General features: G+C 69.6%; 14 protein-coding genes and 2 pseudogenes. 8 read left to right on the top strand and 8 right to left on the bottom strand.

The genetic code is table 11. From position 1 onward, the window contains the following. Nucleotides 1-16: 16 nt before the first annotated feature. A complete protein-coding gene (locus FVS66_RS12205) occupies nucleotides 17-1,240 on the bottom strand; it encodes an ISAs1 family transposase (RefSeq protein ID WP_149181103.1) in 1,224 nt (407 codons plus the stop codon). 134 nt (nucleotides 1,241-1,374) lie between these two features. On the opposite strand from FVS66_RS12205, the gene FVS66_RS12200 reads away from it, so the two are divergent. Next, the gene (locus FVS66_RS12200) at nucleotides 1,375-1,542 is read left to right on the top strand and encodes a hypothetical protein (protein ID WP_262386941.1); all 168 of its coding nucleotides are present in this window, start codon (nucleotides 1,375-1,377) and stop codon (nucleotides 1,540-1,542) included. Nucleotides 1,543-1,551: 9 nt separating this feature from the next. Here FVS66_RS12200 and FVS66_RS12195 read toward each other — a convergent pair. Continuing rightward, nucleotides 1,552-2,082 (bottom strand): annotated as a pseudogene (locus FVS66_RS12195) (transposase). Between the two features lie 14 nt (nucleotides 2,083-2,096). Next, entirely contained in the window at nucleotides 2,097-2,948 is an 852-nt protein-coding gene (locus FVS66_RS12190; protein ID WP_187645492.1) for a methyltransferase domain-containing protein, read from the bottom strand. 1,179 nt (nucleotides 2,949-4,127) lie between these two features. Here FVS66_RS12190 and FVS66_RS35865 point away from each other — a divergent pair. Then, the gene (locus tag FVS66_RS35865; protein WP_262386940.1) at nucleotides 4,128-4,256 is read left to right on the top strand and encodes a hypothetical protein; all 129 of its coding nucleotides are present in this window, start codon (nucleotides 4,128-4,130) and stop codon (nucleotides 4,254-4,256) included. Nucleotides 4,257-4,266: 10 nt separating this feature from the next. Then, nucleotides 4,267-5,448 (top strand): methyltransferase domain-containing protein, encoded by a 1,182-nt coding sequence (locus FVS66_RS12180; RefSeq protein WP_149181101.1) that lies wholly within the window; start codon nucleotides 4,267-4,269, stop codon nucleotides 5,446-5,448. Nucleotides 5,449-5,962: 514 nt separating this feature from the next. Here FVS66_RS12180 and FVS66_RS12175 read toward each other — a convergent pair. From FVS66_RS12175 to FVS66_RS12160, 4 genes and pseudogenes are all read right to left on the bottom strand, one after another. Then, nucleotides 5,963-6,280: pseudogene (locus FVS66_RS12175) on the bottom strand (IS3 family transposase); the annotation flags it as partial. A 175-nt stretch (nucleotides 6,281-6,455) separates the two neighbouring features. Next, nucleotides 6,456-7,406: a Yip1 family protein gene (locus FVS66_RS12170; RefSeq protein ID WP_149181099.1), complete on the bottom strand. Its 951-nt coding sequence runs from the start codon at nucleotides 7,404-7,406 to the stop codon at nucleotides 6,456-6,458. Between the two features lie 172 nt (nucleotides 7,407-7,578). Then, nucleotides 7,579-9,894, bottom strand: a complete 2,316-nt coding sequence (locus FVS66_RS12165) for a (Fe-S)-binding protein (RefSeq protein WP_149181098.1) — start codon at nucleotides 9,892-9,894, stop codon at nucleotides 7,579-7,581. Between the two features lie 95 nt (nucleotides 9,895-9,989). Continuing rightward, nucleotides 9,990-10,538: a sugar transferase gene (locus tag FVS66_RS12160; RefSeq protein WP_149181097.1), complete on the bottom strand. Its 549-nt coding sequence runs from the start codon at nucleotides 10,536-10,538 to the stop codon at nucleotides 9,990-9,992. Nucleotides 10,539-10,861: 323 nt separating this feature from the next. Between FVS66_RS12160 and dnaK the strand changes: the two genes are divergently transcribed. From dnaK to FVS66_RS12135, 5 genes are all read left to right on the top strand, one after another. Further along, complete coding sequence (gene dnaK / locus FVS66_RS12155) at nucleotides 10,862-12,727, top strand: molecular chaperone DnaK (RefSeq protein ID WP_149181095.1); 1,866 nt, start codon at nucleotides 10,862-10,864, stop codon at nucleotides 12,725-12,727. Then, nucleotides 12,724-13,374, top strand: a complete 651-nt coding sequence (gene grpE / locus FVS66_RS12150) for a nucleotide exchange factor GrpE (protein ID WP_149181093.1) — start codon at nucleotides 12,724-12,726, stop codon at nucleotides 13,372-13,374. The genes dnaK and grpE overlap by 4 nt, the downstream gene beginning before the upstream one ends. 75 nt (nucleotides 13,375-13,449) lie before the next feature. Beyond that, entirely contained in the window at nucleotides 13,450-14,643 is a 1,194-nt protein-coding gene (gene dnaJ, locus FVS66_RS12145; protein ID WP_149181091.1) for a molecular chaperone DnaJ, read from the top strand. A 4-nt stretch (nucleotides 14,644-14,647) separates the two neighbouring features. Then, complete coding sequence (locus FVS66_RS12140) at nucleotides 14,648-15,103, top strand: heat shock protein transcriptional repressor HspR (protein WP_149181089.1); 456 nt, start codon at nucleotides 14,648-14,650, stop codon at nucleotides 15,101-15,103. A 262-nt stretch (nucleotides 15,104-15,365) separates the two neighbouring features. Further along, complete coding sequence (locus tag FVS66_RS12135; RefSeq protein ID WP_187645490.1) at nucleotides 15,366-15,869, top strand: DUF4232 domain-containing protein; 504 nt, start codon at nucleotides 15,366-15,368, stop codon at nucleotides 15,867-15,869. A gap of 25 nt (nucleotides 15,870-15,894) precedes the next feature. Here FVS66_RS12135 and FVS66_RS12130 read toward each other — a convergent pair whose 3' ends face one another. After that, nucleotides 15,895-16,941: a helix-turn-helix transcriptional regulator gene (locus FVS66_RS12130; protein ID WP_149181085.1), complete on the bottom strand. Its 1,047-nt coding sequence runs from the start codon at nucleotides 16,939-16,941 to the stop codon at nucleotides 15,895-15,897. Nucleotides 16,942-17,116 lie beyond the last annotated feature (175 nt).

The raw sequence follows: 17,116 nt of genomic DNA, 5'->3' as shown, positions 1-17,116 counted from the left end.
CAGGTGTGATGCGTGCTCAGCCCGTGAGACCGAGTTCGCGTAGAGCGTCGGCCGGGTGGTTGCGGTAGTGGTCGTGTGCGGCGGCGTTGTTCTTCCATCCGGCGAGGTGGGCGAGGCTGATCGCCAGGCTGCGGAAGGTGGCGAGGGCTCGGGGCAGACTGCCGGTGCGGGCCCGACAGGCGTCCTCTCCGAAGGTCACGTCTCTGATGAAGTGCTGGGATTCGATGGCCCATTGGTCTCTCACGCAGCGGGCGAGGATGGCCGCGTCGGCGGTCTGGACAGGTGCGGTGGTGATGCCGAGTTCGGCGTCCGCGTGGGTCTTTCCGTCGCCCCGGCCGGTGGTGTACCGCTCCACCAGCAGGGCATGGGTGGCGTGCGGGAAGTTGACCTGGCCGTCTTCCAGTGCCTGGACGCGGACGATGCGGGTCTCGTGGCGGCCGCTGTTGGTCTCCTCGGTACGGACCATGCTGATCTGCGGGTTCGTGGTCTCGTCCCAGTCGAGCGCGTCGAGCCGGGCGAACAGGGCGGCGCGGTTCTCCTTGACCGGGAAGAGTCCGAAGGCGCCGCGTCGGTGCAGGTAGCGGGCGTGATCGGCCACCGTGTGCAGGGCGTCGGCGGTCACGATCGCCCCGGTGATGTCGGCGATCAGGTCGAGGGCGGCGGTGAAGTGCACGGTCTCGTGGGGCTTGTGGCGCATCTCGCGCTGGGCGAGCATCACGCCGGGATCGACCTGGTAGACGCCGAGCAGGTGAAGCTGCAGGCCGTCGGCGTCGCGGGCGCCGCGAACCGTCTTGCCGTCCGCGGCCAGCTGCAGCAGGGGCGGATCTCCCGCGATTCCGGCCAGCGGGTCGGCGGCGTGGGTCTGTACGAAGGTGCCGACGGCCGCATCGAGTGCGTCGGCGTCGATCCGGGCAAGGGTGCGGGTGAGCGTGGTGGCCACCGGCAACTGCGCCGGATCACCGTCGGGGACTTCGAGTGCGGCCAGGATGCCGGCGCCCTGACCGTTCGCCCAGCGGATCACACCGCGCACCGAGCGCGCCCCGCACAGCAGGGCGCAGGCCACCAGGCCGAGCAGCATCGGGAGGGGGTGCGTGACCAGGTGCACAGAACGCGGGTCGGGCACGGCGTCGACCGCCTCCAGGAGCGAGGGGAGTTTCGCGGGCGTGCACAACTCCCCGACCCCGACGCCGAGTTGATCGGCGAGTTGACGAGAGGTGGGCAGGGTCGGGCAGGATGGCATACGGGCGCGGCCTTCACGATCTTGCGAGTGGAATCACATGATCATGACGGGCCGCGCCCTTCGACGTTCCCCTGCCCCCGTCCAAGATCCGAGCACGCATCACGCCTGTGGACGTAGCACGGGCGTATAGAGAGGTGGGTAGGACTGATGATGCCGCCGACCACCTGAAACGCGCCTACCAAAGAGCTCCTGAGCAGATCCGGGCGCACGAGTTCGCCCGGGACCTGGCGCGTCGTCTCCACAAGAGGAGCAAGCGGCGCGACGTCCGCGAACTGGCCCTGAACCTGGGCGCTCTGAGTTAGTCGTATCTCTCAACTCCGTAACCAGGCGATGACCGCCGCCAGCACGGCTGCGGAGCGGTAGACGATCGCGAGTTTGTCGTAACGGGTGGCCCAGGCCCCGCCACTGCTTGAGCAGGCTGAACGACCGTTCCACGACGTTCCTGCGCTTGTAGGTCTCGGTGTCCAGAGTTCGGGGCCGTCCTCCGCTGCGGCCCCTCCTCTTGCGGTTGGCCTGTTGATCGGCGCGCTCGGGGATCACTGTGCGGATGCCACGAACCATGAGGTCTGTCCGGACCTGCTTGGAGGAGTACGCCTTGTCTGCGAGCAGCGCGTCCGGTGTGGTGCATGGCCTGCCACGGCCGAGTCGCGGGACTCGGATACCGTCTGCCAAGGACCGAATGTTTCGCGGGGCAGATCTCTCCATGGGATGCCGGTGCGGTACCGGTAGATGATCCCTTCGATGATGCGACGGTGGTCGGCGAACGGACGCCCTGCCCTCCCCGCGCTGCGGGGAAGGCAGGGTGCCAGGCGTGCCCACTGCTCGTCGGTCAGCAGGCGCATGCGCCCGCTCGTGGTCACCGAGGCCGGTAGGCGGTGGCCAGCACGGAGACGGTGACCTGATCGGGCAGGAGGCCGTCGTCGTTCAGGTCTGAACGGCTCACGTGGCGTGCGCTCGGCGTCATCGCCACCAAGTCCAGGACATCCAGCCTGGTCAGGGACGCGGAGTACTCCGCCTGTTCAGTAACGACGGGCTCGAAGAAGGGGTTGAGCGCCTGGTGCAGGCGCTGTTCCTTGGCCGGGTCGATCGTGACCATCGCAGGCACCTGGCCGCGCAGCTCGGACAAGTGCCGCCCGGTGGGACGGACCACGATCAGCTGGCCGGCCGGGCGCAGTACGCGGTGGAACTCGGCCGGGTTGCGTGGGGCGAACACGTCCAGCACGACATCGACCATCCCGTCGGCCAGCGGGAAGGGGCGGAAGACGTCCCAGGCGACCGCGGCGGCTCGGTCGTGGGCACGGGCTGCCGAGCGGAGCGCGCGCACCGATGTGTCCAGTCCCAGACCACGGGCGCCGGGCAACTGGTCGAGTACGCCGGCCAGGTAGTAGCCCGTGCCGCATCCCACGTCCACAACCGTGGCCCGCTCGGACGCGGCGTCGGCCGCCAGGCGTGCCCCGACTTCCCGGATGGGCGCGTAGGCGCCGGTGGACAGGAACCGGTCCCGGGCCTGGACCATGGCTGCGTCGTCGCCGCTGGTGGCGCGGGTGCCCGTGAGCAGGCCGGCGTAGCCGTGGCGGGCGATGTCGAAGGTGTGGCCCACCGGGCAACGTAGCGCGCCGAGGCCGGGGCCCAGGCGGCGCGTGCGGCACGTCGGACAGCGCAGCAAGTCGAGAGACGATTCGAGGGCAGGGGGAAACGACACGGGCACGAAGCACTCCTGGAGTGAAGGGAAGAGACCCGTGCCTGCACGCGCGCTCAGAACCTCGCTGCCTCAGGAAGGAACGGGCAGCGTCGGGAACGTGATTCACGCAGCAGGCACACCAAGGAGGGCGACGCCGTCCGGCATCGCCCTCAGCGCCTTCCGATCACAGGAAGCAACAGTGCGGGGTGCTCATGAACGCCACGTCACGAGTCTACGAGCATCGGCGAAGCTTCATGCCTCCGTGCCCCACAAGAGTTGGGAGACACGACCTAGACAGCCAGATCGACAGCGTGAAGTCGGACCCGGAAATTTCTTCCGGGTCCGACCCATGTCCGGCCTTTACGGTCTTCCTCCCAAGCCCGCGCACCTTTGGGAGGAAGGTCGACTCGTGGACGCACACAAGCAGGCGGCTGCAACAGCCTGGACCCTGGACAACTCGTCGGGGTGTACCCGATGAAGACGGGTGTCCTCGGCGCTGAACAGCGCACGCTGATGACGATTCGCGTATCTCGGGACTCGGGCCGGACGTGGGAGCAGACGACGGCGGTTCGTGAGGGTGACCCGGTATCGATTCTGGCCGACCCGATGCGCTTCCCGGCCTGTGGCTGCCCTCGCTGTGACGGTCGGTCGTCGGTAGCGGCGGGGGCCTTGCGGCCGGTTGCGAGGACGGGGCGGCTGTTGTGAAGCGTCCGTGGGTTCTGCCGCCGGCGCCGAAATCGGCAGTTGCGGTCCGGCTGCCGGTGATCGCTGATGCGGTACCGCGCCCTCCGGTGAACTCGGTGCCCTTGGACGTGCTGCCGGGTGAGCTGCGGGTGGGGGACTGGGTGCCGTTCAGCGATCGTGTGGGGCGCCCTGTGATTGATCTACGGGCCGTGGGCCCCGGGCAACGTCACCGCCGGGTGGCGTTCGCCGACCTGCCGCCCCTGACAGTCAGGGAACGGATCCGGGTCTACCGCGACTGGGAGCGCGCTGCCGCTGTGTGGGGGCAGACGTGAGGGGCGTCTGCTGCTTGGTCGGCCGGTTCGCCGGGCCTGTGTCCGTGATCGTGAACGCTGCCGGGATCGGGTTGGTCCTGGCTTGGGTGTTCACGCGTTGAGACTCCCGGCCTGGTCCTCACGAGCAGGGGAGGCCGGGGCGGGGTGCCTTACCACCAATTCACACGCACCACGACACGAGGGAGTAGTCATGGGTTGGGGAACCGGCAAGGGTGGCGGTGGAGGCGACGGCAAGCACTCGGGGGGCAAGGACCCCGGTACGTCGAAGCCGTCACCGGACACCTCGACGCCCAAGGCGCCGCCGAAGCACGGGAAGTAGAGCGGCCTCGATGACCAAAGACCTTGGAGCTGCTGAGCAGATCGCCCTGCGCGGTCTGCTCGGCACCCTCAACGACACGTTGCCCCACCCGGTGGGCTCGCTCTGGGAGAGGGCCTTGTGGGCCGTGCCCCGGCATGCCTTCCTGCCGGAGCGGATCTACGTCGGTGACACCCTGGAGCCGTGCCTTCGCACGACCGCGCCCGAGACCTGGCTTAGTGCCGCGTATGCGGACGGACCGGTGGTGACGCAGGTCAACGACGGCGCCGACCCGGGCGACGAGGAGCGGTGGCCTTCCTCGTCGGCCTCGGACCCGTCGATCGTGCTGCGCATGCTCCAGATGCTGGAACTGTCGAGCGGCCACAAGGTCCTGGAGATCGGCACCGGAACCGGGTGGAACGCGGGTCTGCTGGCTCACCGGCTCGGCTCGGACAACGTCTCCACGATCGAGCTGGACCCGGCCCTTTCGGCGCAGGCCGCCCTGAACCTGAAGGGCGTGGGGCTGGAGCCGGAGGTGATCCGCGGTGACGGTGCTGCCGACCATGCTGCCAGGGCACCGTACGACCGTATCGTGGCCACCTGCTCCGTGCGGCACGTACCGCAGCCGTGGCTGCGTCAGGTACGGCCCGGCGGCATGATCCTCACCCCGTGGGAGTCGCCCTGGCTGTGCTACGGGCTGCTGCGCCTGGTCGTGGACGATGACGGTGGCGCCTCGGGCCGCTTCCACCCGTACTCGGCGTTCATGCTGATGAGGACTCAGCGCACCGACCTGCGAATCTTCCGCGATGTCGTCCGTGACGAACACGTCCCGGACGAGGCGGAAACCACCTTGTCGCCGTGGGCGGTTATGGGTGACGACTGGGCCGCCCAGTTCGCCATCGGCCTCCAACTCCGCGACGTGTGGCACACCTGGCACGAGAACCCCGATGTCAAGGGGGTCGCCTCCCGCCTCTGGCTGGCCACCACGGACGCCACTTCATGGGCCGCCGTCGACTGGGACGGCAGGAACAACGAGCGGTTCACCGTGTGGGAGTACGGCCCCCGGCGGTTGTGGAGTGAGGTGGAGGCCGCCCACCTGTGGTGGCGCATGGCGAACGAGCCCGCGCCTGGGTGCTTCGGCCTGACGGTTGCCCCGGACGGCACGCATCGACCGTGGCTCGATCACCCGGACCGGAGGGTGCCAATGCTCGGCTGATCAGTGACGCAACAACAAAGACCGGACGCCCCCTGAGCCTGGCAGCACGCGGGGCGGTCCGGTCCTTCAGGGATCGTGCAGACCGGTGCCGATGTACCGGGGCTGTCGTCGTGCCTGTGTTCGACGAACCTCAACGACTCCGATAGCCATTGCGAGTTGTGGTCGGGAAGGAGCCTGTGGCGGAGGCCGGACGGTGGCGGGTGCTGGCCGTGGGTGTGGGTGGCGCGCGGGGGCACGTGGTCGGCTGGAGCGGCTTTGGCCGGTGTCCTGCCCGGTTTGGGGTCGGGCATGGTCAGGGGGCCGTACGCTGGCCCGGCAACTTGGGCAGGTCTGTGAGCCTGCCCGGAATTTGCACGAGTGGCCCCCTAGCCTTGCCCGACGCGGGACCCGAACCGGGGAGGTGGGTGAAGCCGTGGAAGCCGGCCACCCCCAGCCACAGGGCGCCTTCCGAGTGCCGGGCCGCACGTAGACGATTACCGGTTCGGGACTGCTGCGTGATCGGGTGACAGCGGGGTTATGCAGCCAGGGCTGCGGGTGGGGTCATGATGGTCTCGTACTCGACGGGGGTCAATCGGGCCAGGCGTCTCTGGCGTCGGCGCCGGTGGTAGGTGCGCTCGATCCAGGTCACGATCGCGATCCGCAACTCCTGGCGGGCGGCCCAGGTGCGGCGGTCGAGGACGTTCTTCTGCAGCAGCGCGAAGAAGCTCTCCATCGCGGTGTTGTCACCCGCCGCACCGACCCGGCCCATCGAGCCGACCATGCCGTGACGCACGAGGGCGGAGACGAACTTCCGTGACCGAAACTGCGAGCCGCGGTCCGAATGCACCACGCATCCGGCCACCTGGCGCGGCGGGCGGCAGCGTCCGCGAGCTGGCCGCCGCCGACGCCCCTTTGAGTGTCGAGAAGCCCGTCGTCCGGCGCTCCGGGCAGGTTCTCGACGCCTGACCGCGCGTAGGGAAAGGGAAAGGGCCCCGTCTTCTCGGGGGCCCTTTCCCTTTTTCCGCGTACTACAGCGTGCCCAGCTTGATCAGCGACAGCAGCGCCACCAGCTGGATCGCCGACGCACCCAGCGCCTTCGGCCACGGCAGGTCGTGCGACTTGCTCACCATCGACGTGAAGAGCGCTCCCGCCGCCGCCCACGTCAGCCAGCCGATGACCTGGACCAGGCCGTTCTCGCCGCCCAGGAACAGGGCGAACAGCAGGCGGGGGGCGTCCGTCATCGACATGATCAGCATCGACAGGCCCACCGTCGGCTGCCACGCCCCCGTGCCGCCCAGCTGGCGCGCCAGTGTGTGGGTCACCGCGCCCAGGATCAGCCCACCCACGACGAACATGACCGCGGTCACCAGGACGTACGGGACAGCCGTGGAGAGCGTCGCGTTGATCGTCTCCTCGCGGGCCTTGTCGAAGCCGAAGAGGGCCAGCAGGCCGTACACGAACGTCACAACCAGCGCCGGCATCCACACCGCGTGGTCGCGCATCTGGAAGAACGTCGGGCCCGGGCGCATCACGATGCCGCTCAGCAACTGCTTCCAGGGCAGCCGCGGGCCCGCGGGCGCCGCCGGGGCGCCGTCACCCGCCTGGTAGCCGTCCGGCGCGCCGTAGGGGTCATCACCGACGCTGAAGACCTGGGTGTGACCCGGGTTGTTCGCCGCGTGGCCCTGGCCGGGGCCCTGCCGAGGGCCATGGCCATGGCCCTGGCCCTGCCCCGGGGAGCCGTACGGCTGCTGGGGGCGGTGCGGCGCGGGCTGCTGCTGGTGCGGGTCGCCGAAGTACTCCGGCTCGCCGTACGTCTGGCCGCTCTGCGGCCACTGCTGCTGCGGCGACGCGTACGACGGCGGCGCCGGCGTCACATTGCCGTACGGCGGCGCCTGCTGCTGCGTCTGCTGCCGCGTCTGCTGCGCTTGTTGGCGCGGGGTGCGGTTGTCCCGGCCGCGTCCGATCCTGAATCCAGCCACATCAACGAACGTACCTGGTCCGGCGCGTGGGGGCGCACGCGGCCGGGTGACGCCCCTTCATTTGCTGCTGAGCTGTGACATCCCCTAGGGGAGCCGACCTGGTGCCCCGGACAGGCGAACGGCCGGGCCCGCCCCCGGGGCAGGTCCGGCCGTTCGTCGTGCGACGCGTGTGTTACTTCGCGGGCTCGGGCTCCGGTTCGGCGTCCGCCGTGCCCTCCTCCGGGGCTTCCGGGGACACCGGCTTCTTCACCGACTCCAGCAGCAGCTGCGCCACGTCCACGACCGTGAGCGACTCCTTCGCCGCGCCTTCGTTCTTCTTGCCGTTCACCGAGTCCGACAGCATGACGAGGCAGAACGGGCAGGCGGTCGAGACGATGTCCGGGTTCAGCGACAGCGCCTCGTCCACGCGCTCGGTGTTGATGCGCTTGCCGATGCGCTCCTCCATCCACATACGCGCGCCGCCGGCGCCGCAGCAGAAGCCGCGCTCCTTGTGGCGGTGCATCTCCTGCTGGCGCAGGCCGGGGACGGCGGACATGATCTCGCGCGGCGGCGTGTAGACCTTGTTGTGACGGCCCAGGTAGCACGGGTCGTGGTACGTGATCAGGCCGTCGACCGGGGTCACCGGGGTCAGCCGGCCCTCGTCGATCAGGTGCTGGAGCAGCTGCGTGTGGTGGATGACCTCGAACTCGCCTCCCAGCTGCGGGTACTCGTTCGCGATCGTGTTGAAGCAGTGCGGGCAGGTCGCGACGATTTTCTTCTTCGACTTCGGCCTACGAGTCGACTCGTCCGAGCCCGCGGCGGAGCCGCTGTCGTCGTCAGTCTCACCGAAGGCCATGTTCAGCATCGCGACGTTCTCCTGGCCGAGCTGCTGGAACAGCGGCTCGTTGCCCAGGCGGCGGGCGGAGTCACCGGTGCACTTCTCGTCGCCGCCCATGATGGCGAACTTGACGCCCGCCATGTGGAGCAGCTCCGCGAAGGCCTTCGTGGTCTTCTTGGCCCGGTCCTCCAGGGCGCCGGCGCAGCCGACCCAGTACAGGTAGTCGATCTCCGACAGGTCCTCGATGTCCTTGCCGACGATCGGGACCTCGAAGTCGACCTCCTTGGTCCACTCCACGCGCTGCTTCTTGGCCAGGCCCCAGGGGTTGCCCTTCTTCTCCAGGTTCTTGAGCATCGTGCCCGCCTCGGACGGGAACGACGACTCGATCATCACCTGGTAGCGGCGCATGTCGACGATGTGGTCGACGTGCTCGATGTCGACCGGGCACTGCTCCACGCACGCACCGCAGGTGGTGCAGGACCACAGCACGTCCGGGTCGATGACGCCGTTCTCCTCGGCGGTGCCGATGAGCGGGCGCTCGGCCTCGGCCAGGGCCGACGCGGGGACGTCCTTCAGCTGCTCCTCGGAGCCCTTCTCCTCGCCCTCCATCGTCTTGCCGCCGCCCGCGAGCAGGTAAGGCGCCTTCGCGTGCGCGTGGTCGCGCAGCGACATGATCAGGAGCTTCGGGGAGAGCGGCTTGCCCGTGTTCCAGGCGGGGCACTGCGACTGGCAGCGGCCGCACTCGGTGCAGGTGGCGAAGTCGAGGATGCCCTTCCAGGAGAAGTGCTCGACCTGGGAGACACCGAAGACGGTCTCCTCGGCGCCCTCCTCGTCGTCGAAGACCGTCTCGAAGTCGATCTCCTTGCCGCCGGAGGTCATCGGCTGGAGGGCGCCCAGGGCCGTCTCGCCGTCCGCGTTCCGCTTGAAGAAGATGTTCGGGAAGCCGAGGAAGCGGTGCCAGGCCACACCCATGTTGGTGTTGAGCGAGACCGTGATCATCCAGATCAGGGAGACGCTGATCTTCACCATCGCCGTGAAGTAGATCGCGGTCTGCAGCGTGCCGACGCTCAGGCCCTTCAGGGCGAGGACGAGCGGGTACGAGACGAAGTACGCCGCCTCGTACGAGCCCACGTGGTGGATCGCGCCTTCGAGGCCGCGCAGGGCGAGGATCGCGAGGCCGATCGTGAGGATGACGTACTCGACGAAGTACGCCTGCCAGGCCTTCGAGCCCGCGAAGCGCGACTTGCGGCCCGCCCGCGAGGGCAGGCTCAGCAGCCGGATCACCATGAGCGTGGCGATGCCGACCACCGTCATCAGGCCGATGAACTCGATGTACATCTCGAACGGCAGGAAGCCGCCGATGACCGGCAGCGTCCAGTCGGCCTGGAAGAGCTGGCCGTACGCCTGGGCCAGGGTCGGCGGCAGCGTCAGGAAGCCGACCGCGACGAACCAGTGTGCGAAGCCGACGATTCCCCAGCGGTTCATCCGGGTGTGGCCCAGGAACTCCCGGACCACCGTGACGGTGCGCGCCTTCCAGTCGTCGGTACGGCTACCGGCCGGGACCGGCTGGCCCAGCTTCACGAACCGGTAGATATTCGCGATCGCTCGGGCAAAGAGCGCAACGCCGACCACGGTCAGGGTCAGCGACACAATGATCGCGGCGAGTTGCATGAGGGCTCCTCGGGCCTGCGAGGCGGGGATCCCGGACCGCTGGATCCGGGACTACTAAGCGGTAACTTATTGGGTTCGGTGCTGAGCGTACCCAGTTATTCCGCCGCACTGTAGCCGCGCACGCGGTGATCTGTGTCGCTCAGGTGAGCCTGACCGGCGCCGGGCTGACCGGCGGCTTCACGGCGAGCCGTGCGCAGCGCCCCCGGGGTGCGGAGGAGCAGGTGGACGTCCAGCCCCAACCAATGGTGCTCCACATAGTGCTGGTCCAGCATCAACGGCTCCTCCCACGGCAGCCCCGAACCGCGCCGCACCTGAGCCAGGCCGGTGAGTCCGGGCCGTACGCGGCGCCGCCAGGGCGCGTCCTCGCCGGGGGCGCCCGGCGGGAGCGGTGCCGGGCCGACGAGCGACATCTCGCCCCGTACGACATGGGGCAGCCGGGAGAGTGTGTCGAGCCGGAGGCGGCGGACGGGCAGGGTGCGCAGGAGGAAGGGGCGGCCGTCCAGGCCGGCCCTCGGCTCCCGTACGAGCACGCCGCCGGGCGGACGCCGTAGTGCGGTGACGGCGGCGGCCGCCGCCAGGGCCGGGGCGGCCAGGAGCAGCAGTGTCGAGCCGAGGGTCAGATCCAGGACGCGCTTGGGGTGCATGGGCAGACACCTGACCGTTCCGAGGTGGTCGCTAGAGGTCGCTAGAGGTCGCAAGGAGTCACTAGGGGTCGCAAGAAGTCGCCAGGGGTCGCAAGAAGTCGCCAGGGGTCGCCAGGGGTCGCAGGAAGTCGCTACGGTCGCTTGAAGTGTGTCTTTTGTCCGGAACGATAGGGGTATGTTGCAGGTCATGCCCGGCGCGTCGCGTCGCGTTGCGCATAAGACCGAGATAAAAGTTGAGTGTGGTCCGCTCAGGTCTGTTGACCGAAGCGGGTGGGTCGTGCATCCTTGAGCCTGTTCCACTCAAGTCAGCTGGAGGAATTGAAATGGCACGTGCGGTCGGCATCGACCTGGGCACGACTAACTCCGTCGTCAGCGTTCTGGAAGGCGGCGAGCCCACCGTCATCACCAACGCCGAGGGCGCCAGGACCACGCCGTCCGTCGTCGCCTTCGCCAAGAACGGCGAAGTCCTGGTGGGTGAGGTCGCCAAGCGGCAGGCAGTCACCAACGTCGACCGGACGATCCGCTCGGTGAAGCGCCACATGGGCACCGACTGGAAGATCGAGCTCGACGGCAAGAACTTCAACCCGCAGCAGATCTCCGCGTTCATCCTGCAGAAGCTGAAGCGGGACGCCGAGGCCTACCTGGGCGAGAAGGTCACCGACGCGGTCATCACCGTCCCGGCGTACTTCAACGACTCCGAGCGCCAGGCCACCAAGGAGGCCGGCGAGATCGCGGGTCTCAACGTCCTGCGTATCGTCAACGAGCCGACGGCCGCCGCTCTCGCGTACGGCCTCGACAAGGACGACCAGACGATCCTCGTCTTCGACCTCGGTGGCGGCACCTTCGACGTCTCGCTGCTGGAGATCGGCGACGGCGTCGTCGAGGTGAAGGCCACCAACGGTGACAACCACCTGGGTGGTGACGACTGGGACCAGCGCATCGTCGACTACCTGGTCAAGCAGTTCGCCAGCGGCCACGGCGTGGACCTCTCCAAGGACAAGATGGCGCTCCAGCGCCTCCGCGAGGCCGCCGAGAAGGCGAAGATCGAGCTGTCCTCGTCCACCGAGACCTCGATCAACCTGCCCTACATCACGGCCTCCGCCGAGGGCCCGCTGCACCTGGACGAGAAGCTCACCCGCGCCCAGTTCCAGCAGCTGACGTCCGACCTGCTCGAGCGCTGCAAGATCCCGTTCCACAACGTGATCAAGGACGCGGGTATCCAGCTCTCCGAGATCGACCACGTCGTCCTCGTGGGTGGCTCGACCCGTATGCCCGCCGTCGCCGAGCTCGTCAAGGAGCTGACAGGCGGCCAGGAGGCCAACAAGGGCGTGAACCCGGACGAGGTCGTCGCCATCGGCGCCGCCCTCCAGGCCGGTGTCCTCAAGGGTGAGGTCAAGGACGTCCTGCTCCTCGACGTGACCCCGCTGTCCCTCGGTATCGAGACCAAGGGCGGCATCATGACCAAGCTGATCGAGCGCAACACCACGATCCCGACGAAGCGCTCCGAGATCTTCACGACGGCCGAGGACAACCAGCCGTCGGTGCAGATCCAGGTGTACCAGGGTGAGCGCGAGATCGCCGCGTACAACAAGAAGCTCGGCATGTTCGAGCTGACCGGCCTCCCGCCGGCCCCGCGCGGTGTCCCGCAGATCGAGGTCGCCTTCGACATCGACGCCAACGGCATCATGCACGTGACCGCGAAGGACCTGGGCACGGGCAAGGAGCAGAAGATGACCGTCACCGGCGGCTCCTCGCTGCCGCAGGACGAGGTCAACCGGATGCGTGAGGAGGCCGAGCGGTACGCGGAGGAGGACCACAAGCGTCGCGAGGCCGCCGAGAGCCGCAACCAGGGCGAGCAGCTCGTCTACCAGACCGAGAAGTTCCTCGCCGACAACGCCGACAAGGTGCCCGGCGAGGTCAAGACCGAGGTCGAGACGGCGGTGGACGAGCTCAAGGAGAAGCTGAAGGGCGAGGACACCGCGGAGATCCGCACCGCCACCGAGAAGGTCGCGGCCGTCTCCCAGAAGCTCGGCCAGGCCATGTACGCCGACGCGCAGGCCGCCCAGGGCGCGGCCGGCGGTGCCGAGGCCGGTGCGGGCGCGGGTGCGGGCGCGGGCGCCAAGGCCGACGACGACGTGATCGACGCCGAGATCGTCGACGACGAGAAGCCGAAGGGTGGGGCCGCATGACGGAGGAGACACCGGGTTTCGAGGAGAAGCCCGACGTCCCCTCCGGCGCCGCCGCTGACGACGCCGCCGAGGCCGCCGAGGCCTCTCCCGCCGAGGAGAGCACGGCGGCCCCGGCCGGGGACGCGAACCAGACGGCCGGTCTGACGGCCCAGCTGGACCAGACCCGCACCGCGCTCTCCGAGCGCACCGCGGACCTCCAGCGGCTCCAGGCCGAGTACCAGAACTACCGTCGCCGGGTCGAGCGCGACCGGGTCGCGGTCAAGGAGGTCGCCGTCGCGAACCTCCTGACCGAGCTCCTGCCCGTGCTCGACGACATCGGCCGCGCGCGTGAGCACGGCGAGCTGGTGGGCGGCTTCAAGTCGGTCGCCGAGTCGCTGGAGACCACCGTCGCCAAGATGGGCCTCCAGCAGTTCGGCAAGGAGGGCGAGCCCTTCGACCCGACCGTGCACGAGGCGCTGATGCACTCGTACGCGCCGGACGTCACCGAGACGACCTGCGTGGCGATCCTCCAGCCGGGGTACCGGATCGGCGAGCGGACCATTCGTCCCGCGCGTGTCGCCGTCGCCGAGCCCCAGCCGGGCGCCGCGCCGGCCGCGAAGGAAGAGAAGTCGGCCGACGAGGAGAACGGTGGGCCCGAGGAGGGCTGACAGCCGGAGGGTCGGCGGTCCGTGGACCGCCGGCCCCGGCGCTGACGCAGTGATCGTCCGGGAGGAGGGACGTCGATGAGTACGAAGGACTTCGTCGAGAAGGACTACTACAAGGTCCTCGGCGTCCCCAAGGACGCCACCGAGGCCGAGATCAAGAAGGCGTACCGGAAGCTCGCCCGCGAGTACCATCCGGACGCCAACAAGGGCGACGCCAAGGCGGAGGCGCGCTTCAAGGAGATCTCCGAGGCGAACGACGTCCTCGGCGACCCCAAGAAGCGCAAGGAGTACGACGAGGCGCGCGCCCTCTTCGGCAACGGCGGCTTCCGCCCCGGCCCCGGAGGCGCGGGCGGCACGTTCAACTTCGACCTGGGCGACCTCTTCGGCGGCCAGGGCGCGCCGGGTGGCGCGGGTGGCGCGGGCGGCGGCCCGGGCGGCTTCGGCGGCGGGCTCGGCGATGTGTTCGGCGGGCTGTTCAACCGCGGTGGCGCGGGTGCCCGTACGCAGCCGCGCCGGGGCCAGGACATCGAGTCCGAGGTGACGCTCAGCTTCACCGAGGCGGTGGACGGGGCCACGGTCCCGCTGCGCATGTCCAGCCAGCAGCCCTGCCAGGCATGTTCGGGCACCGGCGACAAGCACGGCACGCCGCGCGTCTGCCCGACGTGCGTCGGCACGGGCCAGGTGTCGCGCGGCTCGGGCGGCGGCTTCTCGCTGACCGACCCGTGCGTGGACTGCAAGGGCCGGGGCCTGATCGCCCAGGACCCGTGCGAGGTCTGCCATGGCAGCGGTCGCGCCAAGTCGTCGCGCACCATGCAGGTCCGCATTCCGGCGGGCGTCTCCGACGGGCAGCGGATCAGGCTGCGCGGCAAGGGCGCGCCCGGCGAGCGGGGCGGCCCGGCCGGTGACCTGTACGTGGTCGTCCATGTCGACGCCCACCCCGTGTTCGGCCGCAAGGGCGACAACCTCACCGTCACGGTGCCCGTCTCGTTCGCCGAGGCGGCCCTGGGCGGCGAGATCAAGGTGCCGACCCTCGGCGGACCCCCGGTCACGCTGAAGATCCCGGCCGGCACGCCCAACGGCCGCACGATGCGCGCCCGTGGCAAGGGCGCCACCCGCAACGACGGTACGCGCGGCGACCTGCTGGTCACTGTCGAGGTCGCCGTACCGAAGGACCTGGGCGACAAGGCGCGCGAGGCCCTGGAGACGTACCGCCAGGCGACCGTGGGTGAGGACCCGCGGGCGGAGCTCTTCCAGGCCGCGAAGGGGGCTTGACGCAATGGACGGACGCCGACGCAACCCGTACGAACTGACCGACGAGACACCCGTGTACGTGATCTCGGTGGCGGCTCAGCTCAGCGGACTGCACCCGCAGACGCTGCGGCAGTACGACCGGCTGGGTCTGGTCTCCCCGGACCGCACGGCCGGGCGGGGCCGGCGCTACTCGGCCCGCGACATCGAACTGCTCCGGCAGGTGCAGCAGCTGTCGCAGGACGAGGGCATCAACCTGGCCGGAATCAAGCGCATCATCGAGCTGGAGAACCAGGTCGCCGCGCTCCAGGCCCGGGTGGCCGAGCTGTCGGCGGCGGTCGAGGGCGCGGCGGCGGCGATGCGTCAGCGCGAGGCCCAGGTACACGCCTCGTACCGGCGGGACCTGGTGCCCTATCAGGATGTGCAGCAGACCGGCGCGTTGGTTGTGTGGCGCCCCGGCAGGAAGCGTGGCGTCGGCGAGTAGACGCGGGACGGTGCACGCAGGACGGTGCACGCGGGCCCTGTGAAGGCCCCCTCCTCGGAGGGGGCCTTCCGCGTGCCTTCCGCCTGCGATGATCCGGGCATGCGTACGAAGGGGAGTCCGGCCGCCGTGGCGGCCGCGGTGGCGTCGGCGGCGGTGCTCATGGCGGGGGTCACGGGGTGCGGGGCCGAGAGGGCCCCGGCCGGGAGCGTGGAGGCCGCCCCGGCGCCGCCCACGCCCCTGCCGCGGCCCGAGGTACTCCCCGGTGCCGGTGCCCTCGTACGCGCCGCCCTCGGCCCTCCCGTCCCCGCACCCGACCGAGGCGCCGGAGCCGGCCGGACCCTGCCCCGAGTCCGGTGTGCGGGTGACGCTCGGGCCGACGAACGCCGCCATGGGCCTGCGCGCGCTGACCGTGTTCCTGGAGAACTGCGGGACGCGGCCGTTCGAGGTGAGCGGCTACCCGGACGTCGCCGTGCTCGACGGGCGGCACGAGGAGCTGGACGTGACCGTACGGCGCGGCACGGGCGCGGCGGGCGGGACCGCACGCCCCTCCACGGCCGCGGTGCGGCCGGGCGAGCGGGCCCGGGCCTCGGTGCTGTGGCGCAACACCGTGACCCGCGTGGACGTCCCGCCGACCAGCGGCGCCTATCTGAGGGTCGCCCCCGGCCCTGGCACCCCCGCGCAGCCGGTCGCCCCGCACGACGGCCCCATCGACCTGGGCGACACCGGCGAGGTCGAGGTCGCCCCGTGGGTGCCCGACGCGCCGTAGCCGGGACGCGCGCGCCGGCGGGCCGTCAGTCGTGGCCGCGCAGCTGCTCCTGGTCGGCGCCCGGCTGCGGCTGTGGCTGCGGGATGTCCTGCTCCTGGTCGAGAATCCCGGAGCGGGCGATGAGGTAGCCGAGCTGGGCACGGCTGCCGCTGCCGAGCGTGGAGGCCAGCTTCGCGATGTGGGCCCGGCAGGTGCGGACGTTCATGCCGAGGCGGCGGGCGATGGCCTCGTCCACATGGCCCTCGACGAGGAGCTTGGCGATGGAGCGCTGGATGCCGCTTATGCCGTTGTGGGCGGGGGCGTATGTGACGATCTCCTCGTCCCACGGGATGCCGTGCAGCCAGAACTGCTCGAAGACCCCCACCAGGTACTGCACGAGCCCCTCGTGGCGCAGCTCCAGGGCCACCTGACGGTCACTCCGCGCCGGGATGAAGGCGACCTTCCGGTCGACGATGATCAGCCGGTCGATGATCTCCTCGAGGGTGCGGACCTCCAGCCCGTACGGTGAGATCCGCTCGACGTAGCCCATAGTCGCCGAGTGGTGCCGGGCCGTGTGCTGGTACAGGGTCCGCATTTGGACACCGCGGCCCAGCAGAGGCTCCACACGGCGGAGCCCGGCCTTGACAGTCTCGGGGCGGCGCCCACTGCCCGGCTGGACGGTGAGCAGCTCCACCGAGCACTCGTCCATCACCCGGTCCAGTTCGGCGTTGATGACCGCGAGACCCTCCAGGACGTTGATCGCCTGGGTGGCAGGAGGGGCCGCTGTGGTGATGGTCATGAACGGCTCGAATGCATCGGCCAACGACAGTGCGCGCTGTCTGCGCTGCTGGATCTCCCGCTCGATGGGGTGTATCAGCTGGTTGAGGGCGATGGACGGCGGGACGGGCCGCAGCCACTGCGGATCGTCCGGATCCGGATGCAGCAGGGCGAGGTCGATCAAGCATGGCGCCGCGTCGATCTCGCAGCGGGCTATCCGGCCGGCGCGCAGGGCGGCCGCGTACAGGTGCTTTCCGGCTTCGCACAGCTCGTCATGACTGTGCCCGGTTTCCGGATTGTCCACCTTTGGCCGCATTTGCACCCCCCTCAGGGTCCTGCATTTCAGGAACATGATGCCTGTACTGGCTGGTGGAAGCGTTCGGAGTGAGCCATCGTCATAAGCGCGGGGGAGGAGGTAAGGACAAAAAGAGGTGGAGATCGTCCATGACCAGGATGGTTCGTGCACTTAGCGCCATAGCTGTCGCTGCGGC

Source organism: Streptomyces sp. TRM49041, assembly GCF_008271805.1.
In the GTDB taxonomy this organism is placed as follows: domain Bacteria; phylum Actinomycetota; class Actinomycetes; order Streptomycetales; family Streptomycetaceae; genus Streptomyces.
The sequence above is the reverse complement of the archived record's forward strand: the minus strand, read 5'-3'. Positions and strand labels throughout refer to the sequence as shown.

What these genes read in the sequence shown, in the direction of transcription:
- FVS66_RS12205 (WP_149181103.1), bottom strand. Translation starts at nt 1,240, where the DNA reads ATGCCATCCTGCCCGACCCTGCCCACCTCTCGTCAACTCGCCGATCAA.
- FVS66_RS35865 (WP_262386940.1), top strand. Translation starts at nt 4,128, where the DNA reads ATGGGTTGGGGAACCGGCAAGGGTGGCGGTGGAGGCGACGGCAAGCAC.
- FVS66_RS12180 (WP_149181101.1), top strand. Translation starts at nt 4,267, where the DNA reads ATGACCAAAGACCTTGGAGCTGCTGAGCAGATCGCCCTGCGCGGTCTG.
- FVS66_RS12165 (WP_149181098.1), bottom strand. Translation starts at nt 9,894, where the DNA reads ATGCAACTCGCCGCGATCATTGTGTCGCTGACCCTGACCGTGGTCGGC.
- FVS66_RS12160 (WP_149181097.1), bottom strand. Translation starts at nt 10,538, where the DNA reads ATGCACCCCAAGCGCGTCCTGGATCTGACCCTCGGCTCGACACTGCTG.
- dnaK (WP_149181095.1), top strand. Translation starts at nt 10,862, where the DNA reads ATGGCACGTGCGGTCGGCATCGACCTGGGCACGACTAACTCCGTCGTC.
- grpE (WP_149181093.1), top strand. Translation starts at nt 12,724, where the DNA reads ATGACGGAGGAGACACCGGGTTTCGAGGAGAAGCCCGACGTCCCCTCC.
- dnaJ (WP_149181091.1), top strand. Translation starts at nt 13,450, where the DNA reads ATGAGTACGAAGGACTTCGTCGAGAAGGACTACTACAAGGTCCTCGGC.
- FVS66_RS12140 (WP_149181089.1), top strand. Translation starts at nt 14,648, where the DNA reads ATGGACGGACGCCGACGCAACCCGTACGAACTGACCGACGAGACACCC.
- FVS66_RS12130 (WP_149181085.1), bottom strand. Translation starts at nt 16,941, where the DNA reads ATGCGGCCAAAGGTGGACAATCCGGAAACCGGGCACAGTCATGACGAG.